Raw genomic sequence first — 7145 nt, forward strand, 5'->3', positions numbered from 1 at the left:
CACATGCACGGCGATGACGGCATCTCCACCTACGTGGGCGGCATCCGCCTCGCCTGCGCCGTCATCGACGAATGCGCCGACACCTGACCCCATTGGCTTGAATGGCGACCGTGTCGCCGGTCATGAGAGGGTGCGGAGGAGGGAGCCGGTGGGTGTGGGTGCCGGGGGTGCGCTGAGCGGTTGTGGTCGGGTGGTGTCTGCGCGTCGTGCAGGGCTGGTTTGTTGTTCGGCGAGTTTGTGGAGAAGGCGGGCTCGGCCGTCCTCCACTGTGTGGTCCTCGGTGAGGACCTTGCTGAACGTCTTCATGACGGCGTCCGCGCCGGCGGGGTGGGGTCTGGGGTCGGCTGTGGTGCGGTGTGCTCGGCGAGGGCCGCAGCGGCGGAGGGGCGGGTGGTGGGCGGGAGCCATCCTGTTTCTTCGGCGGCTTCGGTGCGGGCGTCGTCCAGGAGGTGGTTGAAGTGCTCGATGTCGCCGCCGAGGAGGCGCACGAACGTCTCGAGGATGCTCTGGTGCGGGAGGATCGTGGCCTCGAGGACGGAGGCGACGGCGCCGGCGCTCAGCAGCCAGCGGCCGGCGACCGCGACGTCGTTGGGCGCGGGGCGTCCCGCGCGCAGGTGGAGTGTCTGCACGGCGACGCGGAGACGTTCGGCGGCGGACCTGTCGTCGTCGAGGTCCGCGTCCGGCTCGCGGCTCTTGTGGCTGAACTGGAGGTGGGTGCGCGACCACGGCCAGGAGGCCGTGTGGAAGTACGACAACACCGCCAGGTCCGCACGCTGGACCTGGAGACGGGGGAGTCCGCCCCACTGCCACGGCCGCAGCAGGCTGTCGACATCGTGCAGGCGGTGGTGGGCCTCGCCATCGGCTTCGCCGTGGCCCTGGTCTTCGGCTTCGCCATGACCCACTACTGCGACCGCAAGGGACTCCACCGCATGGTCGCCAAGGAAGCCTGAATGGCGCGTACGCCGCTGCTTTCGCCGTTGACAGGGGTGGCTACACGGTCTTCAGGGGCTCCTTGAAGGACTTGCGGAACACCGGCCCGGCAAGGGGAATGATCGGCGACAGCATCTTCGCCTTGAACGAGCTGGGATGTCGTTCGAGTCTGACGTCGATGCGGGTGCCGTCGTCCGTGGGCGTCATCTGGAAGTTCCACCCACCCGACCCGAAGGGCGTCGAGTCGTGCGTGGTGACGGTGACCCTGTTCTGTGACGGATCCCATTCATAGCGTGCGCGCTCCCACGACTTGTCATTCCCTTCGGTGACCTCAGCCCAGGTCTCGCCCCTTTCATGGACCTGGAAGTGCTCGGCGTCGATGGAAGGCCACTCTTCGACTCGCGAGGGGCTGAAGTTGGTCAGTACCCCCATCACTTCGGAGGGGCTCATCGAGGAGTTCACATGGAAATGCAGGGATGGCATGATCTGCTCCTTGGTTCAAGAAGGCCGAACTGTCAAGGCCCATCTCTCAGCATGCGCCCCGGACTGCTCCTGCGCACCGGCATGTCCTTGCTTCAGCGAGTGCTCTCTCGCCGAGCGTGGACGGCATGTGCCATGGGATTACATGCCGTATAGAGCCCGAGGAGAAGCGCGGTGCCAACGACGATCTCCCCCCAGTGGAGAGCAGCCGGGTGAACTTCCGGGCGTCAACCTTGCTCAGAAAGGGGTAGACGGCGGTGGCGAACCGCTGGAGCCGCTGAGCGGCGGCCTGGTCGGCGTCGCGTTTCGACAGTCCGGAGTTGAGGAAGAACGGGCGGCTCTGCACGGCTGGGACGAACTGTTCTCCGATCCGTCGGCCGACCTCGCCCCCGCCGCCCGTGACCGCCTGCCGCAGCTCGCCGAACTGGAAGCCGCCTGGCCCGCCCTCGCCCACGGCGACCGCATCGTCCACGGCGACCTGCGGGCCGACAACATGGTCCGCGACCACCACCTCGGTGTGACCTTCGTGGACTGGGCACACGCCGCCACCGGCCCTGCCTGCATCGACGCCGCCTCCCTCGCCCCGCAGCTCATCCTGGCCGGACACACGCCCGCGGACGTCGCCGGTCTGCTCCGCGACCACCCCGCCACCGCCGGCAGTCCCGACACCACCACCGCGTTCCTCGCCGCACTCACCGGTCACTGGAACCGCAACGCCCGCAAGCCCGCACCCCCCGGCTTGCGCGCCTAGCAGCACCGCGCTGCGGCCGCCGGCCTCGTGCTCCTCGGCTACCGCTTGAGCTGAAACCGCAGCTGTCTCGCTCTCGTGTCAGTGGCTGGTCGGCCCCATGTCGGTGACGTGGTCCTCTCGCGTCAGCAGAGGACCAGGCGTCAGCCCACCCACCCGATGTCACGGACCTCGATCGCCCCGGCATACGGCATGTACTGGATCCAGCACCGCCGTCCGAACGCTTCCCGGATCTCCTCCACGGAGCCCGGGTCGCGTTCATCGGGCCAGGCCCGCGGGTCCATCCGCGCGACCTCCATGAGCGCCATCACCTCCCGCCGGGCCCGTTCGTCCGGCAGCTGCGCCATGACCTCCACCGCGAGTTCCTCCACCACCACGGCGTACCGCATCCCGCGCACCCCCGTGTGATCGATTCGGGCAGCAGCGTACGGAGGAACCGCCGATCGCGTTCGGGCCTGTGGATGACCCGGATCGGGAGGTCCAGGCACCGGACGGCGGCGAGGGGTACATGTACCGCTATGGCGCGTGAGTGGGCGCGGTGGCCGGCCGTGGTGGACCGGGCGAGAGAGATCGTCCAAGGGTTTGAGGGATCTCGAATGCTTCTCAGAGATGACCGGATCCCACGTGTCAGGGATCCGCCAGTGGGCCGTCTCGTACTCGCCACACCGCTCGTCGATGGCGATGACCTGCTTGATCAAGTCCGACGCGACGAGCCGCTCGGTGGGCGGCGCACCGATCCCGCACTCGGCACCGGTGCCCGTGATGACGGGCCCGCGTACGGTAAGCAGGGCTGACGCGCTTCGCTCTGTGCGAACCTACGGATCTGGGGGCTCACCGGGCGCCACCAGCGATGTCCTTCAGCACGAAGCGGCGGAACCGAATAGGGTAGAGCATCCTAAAGAGTGTCAATACCCTTTAAAATCATGTAAGTTGGATCCATGTAGCTAGAACGGCATCCGCGTACGCGAGGGAAAAAGTCAGCCGTCCAGGCGTCTGGCGGAACGCGGGAGCCGCCACGTGGTCGGCAGCGTGGTCGCCCCGACCACGCCTCCGGCCGTGCCGCGTCCAGCCCCGGCCACGGCTGGTCAGCGCACCGCTGACGCCCGGCGAAGACCGCGACGCGGCTGGTTGCCTTTCGTATGGTCCCTCTTGGTGTCCTTCTTGGTGCTTCTCGTAGTGCCCCTCGTAGTGCTCCTCGTATTGCTTCGACCGGTTGGCCGTTGGCGTTCGGATGCGTGGCTGACCAGGTCGACAAGGGGTGGATACGCGCTGATCCGGTGGCCGACTACTTCGCTACGCAGGGTCTGCGGGCGAAGTACAGACCCGTGCCGTCGTCTGCGGCGGCCGTACGTCAGGTCTGGCGATGACCGGACTCCGTCCAGCGGACTCGCCGGCCGGGGTCGTGGACGGGGCGCCACACGGGTGCAGAGGGGCCGTGCTGGACCAGGTCGGCCAGCGGCGCCACGAGCACGGGGACGTCGTACGGAAAGCGGGCCAGCAGCCCGGCCCCCGCGCGCAGGGCGCTGATCCGGTTCTCGACACCGGCCGGTCCGGTGCCGTCCAGGACGAACAGGAGACGCGGGAAGAGCGGGTAGCGCCGCCGCCACTCCTCAACCGCCGGTTCCTGGACGGTCGGCCGGCGCCCCGGGACCACGGGTACGTAGCGGTGGAGGCGCTCGTACGCGGTCAGCTTGGCGGCAAGGCGCTCGGGACCCATGGTGGCCCGGTCGACTTCCGCGAACGCCCGCAGCATCGACCCGTTGTCCCCGTCGACGGGACCGCGCCGGTAGTACAGGACGCGTCGGGGATGACGGCCTTGCCGCTCCCGATCGGGTGGCGGACCTCGGGGATCCAGTCCATCGGCTCGCACACATCGCCGCGGCTGCGGGCGTCCTCGAGGAAGACGAGCGCGGTCTCGGTCACGGTCAGCGTGTGGCCGGCCTTCAGCCGCACGGCGGTCGGATCGGAAAGGGTCCTGGAGAGCCGACGCCCGTGCAGCTCGGGCCACTCGGAGGCGAGCTGCACGCCGTACGAGGTGGGGAACCACCCCCTGGTCCGTCCGGCCTGCGGCAGGGTGATGCGGTCGACCGGCCCCCCAACGCGCAGGCGGGCCAGCCGCCGCCGGGTCTGCTCGATACGCACAGAGGGAGCGATCACCCGGTGCATCTGCTAGGTGGTGGCCATCCGGTACTGCGCCGGCACCCCCAGCGGGGCTTTTCAGCCATGCCCCTATAACGTCGCTGCACGGAAAGGTACTTCCGTACAGGAGGACCCGTCTGACATCTTGCATCCACCACTCGTTTCGTACGGCCCGGCCGGTGCCCTCAGCACGGCCGGGCCGTCTCCGGAGGACGCCTTGATACCCCACATATCCAGCCGACCTAGACGCACGCTGGTGCTGGCGGCCACGCTCGGCGCCGCCCTCGCGTTCGGCGCCCCGGGCGCCCTCGCGGGCACGCTCCCCGTCGCCCCCTCCACCGCGCCGGCCGCCAAGGCCCACGCTCCGGCCGCCGTGCCGGCTTCCCAGAGTGCGACCTGGGTGGCCGGCACGCGTGCCTACCTCGTGATCACCGCCCCCGGTGACAGTTCGGCGGTCCGCTCCGCGATCGAGGCCAACGGCGGCACCGTCTTCTCGGACTTCGACGCCATCGGCGTGATCGTCGCCCACTCGGCGTCCAGCGGATTCGCCGCCACCATGCGCGGCGTCGCCGGCGTGCAGCAGGTCGGCGCCACGCGCACCTCGGACGTCCCGGCCGACGCCTACAACCCGGCGCTCCCGGCCAATCCGGCCCAGGCCTCGACCCCGGCCGGAGAGCCGGTCCGGGCCGACATGAGCCAGATCAAGGCCGACCAGGCCTGGGCCGTGAACCCGGGCTCCGCCTCGGTCAAGGTCGGCATCCTGGACACCGGTGTGGACGACCAGCACCAGGACCTGGCGCCCAACTTCGACGCGGCCGACTCGGTCTCCTGCGCCTACGGCAAGCCCGACACCCGTGCCGGCGCCTGGCGGGACGTCGACACGCACGGCACCCACGTAGCGGGCACCGTCGCCGCGGCCAAGAACGGCAAGGGTGTCGTCGGCGTGGCCCCCGGGGTGACGATCGCAGCGGTCCGGGTCGCCGAGCCGGGCAACGCCTTCTTCTTCGCCGAGAACACCGTCTGCGGCTTCGTCTGGGCTGGTGACCACGGCTTCAAGGTCACCAACAACAGCTATTACACGGACCCGTGGCAGTTCAACTGCCCGGACAACATCGACCAGGCCGCCATCATCGAGGGCGTCAAGCGCGCCCAGGAGTACGCCGAGGGCAAGGGCTCCCTCCAGATCGCCGCCGCGGGCAACGAGAACTACGACCTCGCCCACAAGACGACCGACTCCGCGAGCCCGAACGACTCGACGCCGGTGACCCGCACCATCACCAACGCCTGCCTCGACATCCCGACCGAGCTGCCGGGCGTGGTCACAGTCGCGGCCAACGGCACGGGCGTCACCAAGGCCTCGTTCTCCAACTACGGGCAGGGCGTCATCGACATCGCGGCGCCGGGCAGCAGCGTGTACTCCACCGTCCCCGGCGGCGGCTACGGCAGCAAGAGCGGCACCTCGATGGCCACCCCGCACGTGGTCGGCGTGGCGGCACTCATCGCCAGCGCCGACCCGGGCATCACCCCGGCGGAGATCCGCGCCAAGCTGGCCGCCCAGGCCAACGACATCGCCTGCCCCTCGGACAGCCGCTGCACGGGCACCACGGCCAACAACTCGTTCTTCGGCGAGGGACAGGTCGACGCCCTCAAGGCCGTCGGGACGACCCCGCCGCCCGGCACGTACTTCGAGAACCTCGCGGACTTCGCCATCAACGACAACGCGACCGTGGAGAGCCCGATCGCCGTCACCGGCGTGACCGGCAACGCCCCGGCCACCCTCAAGGTGGGTGTGGACATCAAGCACACCTACATCGGTGACCTGAAGGTCGACCTGGTGGCGCCGGACGGCACCGTCTACACGCTGCACAACCACACCGGCGGCAGCGCCGACAACATCGCCCAGGCCTACACCGTGAACGCCTCCTCGGAGGTCGCGAACGGCACTTGGAAGCTGCGCGTCAACGACAACGCCGCCTCCGACACAGGCAAGATCGACGCCTGGAACCTGACCTTCTAGCGCAGGGCCCGGCAACGCCCGCGTACAGCACGCACTGCGCCGGCGACAGCTCCCCGCCCGCGGCCGCGGACAAGGCGGGCTGCAGTCTGTTCGGCCAGGGCTGCGAACTGCTGGGCGGCAGAGGGCATATGGGCCTCGGTGGCGGTGTACTCCGCGGTCGGGGCCCATATGCCGGAGGCGTCCAGGAAGGCCGCGGACGGCCTGGGGCCGGTGTCCCAGTTCACCGTGCGCCTCCCTGAGGAGCTGCAGGGCCGTGTCCGCGCTGACCGTACGAGCAGCGCGGACACGGCTGCGCGCGCCGCGGCCCCGAGGAGTGCCGGCCGGCTCGAGCGGCGGGCCGCCGTCCCGGCCCGGACCGCGGAGGCGGACTCGCCGCGGGAGGCCTACGCCTTGCGGTCGGCCAGCTCTCAGGGGCACGACGCAAAGGGCGTTTCCCCCTGGCCGGCCGCGCCACGGTCCGTATCCACACCGGTGAGGGCCGCGACACCCGGAAGACCGAAGCGCTCTGGGCTGGCTGTGCCGTGCCCATGGCTTCCCGTGGCTCACGATCACTCATGCTCGCTGCTCCCGTTCACGACCAGACGAAGCAGGGTTCCGTCCACACACCGTCCGTCGAACCGCCCTGCCCGGGGGAGAGCGTGAGCGATACCAACGAGGTAGGCCCCGCGCGCCTGCTCTTGCCGCACGCGCCGGCGAAGGCGAAGCCACAAGGCCAACGGGCCGGTGGCAAGGCCCACGACTAGGGGCTGTCTCTAGTTGTGATCATTGGGCTTTGAGGAGGCTGCTGATCCAGATGGTCGCTGCGCGGAGGTGGAGTCCGGCGAGGTAGCT

At 69.6% G+C, this 7145-nt stretch carries 9 protein-coding genes; 3 read left to right on the forward strand and 6 right to left on the reverse strand.

The features are described from left to right. Positions 1-302 precede the first annotated feature (302 nt). Entirely contained in the window at positions 303-755 is a 453-nt protein-coding gene (locus tag ABZ725_RS52335; protein WP_358809442.1) for a hypothetical protein, read from the reverse strand. Here ABZ725_RS52335 and ABZ725_RS52340 point away from each other — a divergent pair. Next, the gene (locus ABZ725_RS52340; protein WP_358809443.1) at positions 741-950 is read left to right on the forward strand and encodes a hypothetical protein; all 210 of its coding nucleotides are present in this window, start codon (positions 741-743) and stop codon (positions 948-950) included. The genes ABZ725_RS52335 and ABZ725_RS52340 overlap by 15 nt on opposite strands. 40 nt (positions 951-990) lie before the next feature. Here the strand turns inward: ABZ725_RS52340 and ABZ725_RS52345 are convergent, their stop codons facing one another. Continuing rightward, a complete protein-coding gene (locus ABZ725_RS52345) occupies positions 991-1413 on the reverse strand; it encodes a hypothetical protein (RefSeq protein ID WP_358809444.1) in 423 nt (140 codons plus the stop codon). 142 nt (positions 1414-1555) lie between these two features. On the opposite strand from ABZ725_RS52345, the gene ABZ725_RS52350 reads away from it, so the two are divergent. Then, positions 1556-2161: a phosphotransferase gene (locus ABZ725_RS52350; RefSeq protein WP_358809445.1), complete on the forward strand. Its 606-nt coding sequence runs from the start codon at positions 1556-1558 to the stop codon at positions 2159-2161. Positions 2162-2301: 140 nt separating this feature from the next. On the opposite strand, the gene ABZ725_RS52355 is transcribed toward ABZ725_RS52350, so the two are convergent. From ABZ725_RS52355 to ABZ725_RS52365, 3 genes are all read right to left on the reverse strand, one after another. Then, complete coding sequence (locus tag ABZ725_RS52355) at positions 2302-2547, reverse strand: hypothetical protein (RefSeq protein WP_358809446.1); 246 nt, start codon at positions 2545-2547, stop codon at positions 2302-2304. A 962-nt stretch (positions 2548-3509) separates the two neighbouring features. Continuing rightward, positions 3510-3875, reverse strand: coding sequence for a hypothetical protein (locus tag ABZ725_RS52360; RefSeq protein ID WP_358809447.1), 366 nt, complete (start codon positions 3873-3875; stop codon positions 3510-3512). Further along, on the reverse strand, positions 3845-4315 hold the full coding sequence (locus tag ABZ725_RS52365) for a replication-relaxation family protein (protein WP_358809448.1): 471 nt from the start codon (positions 4313-4315) through the stop codon (positions 3845-3847). Before ABZ725_RS52365 ends, ABZ725_RS52360 begins: the two co-directional genes overlap by 31 nt. A gap of 238 nt (positions 4316-4553) precedes the next feature. On the opposite strand from ABZ725_RS52365, the gene ABZ725_RS52370 reads away from it, so the two are divergent. Then, on the forward strand, positions 4554-6314 hold the full coding sequence (locus ABZ725_RS52370) for a S8 family serine peptidase (protein WP_358809449.1): 1761 nt from the start codon (positions 4554-4556) through the stop codon (positions 6312-6314). Here the strand turns inward: ABZ725_RS52370 and ABZ725_RS52375 are convergent. Further along, positions 6311-6538, reverse strand: a complete 228-nt coding sequence (locus tag ABZ725_RS52375; protein ID WP_358809450.1) for a hypothetical protein — start codon at positions 6536-6538, stop codon at positions 6311-6313. The genes ABZ725_RS52370 and ABZ725_RS52375 overlap by 4 nt on opposite strands. Positions 6539-7145: the final 607 nt, after the last annotated feature.

The organism is Streptomyces sp. NPDC006872, from assembly GCF_040635845.1.
Classification (GTDB): domain Bacteria; phylum Actinomycetota; class Actinomycetes; order Streptomycetales; family Streptomycetaceae; genus Streptomyces.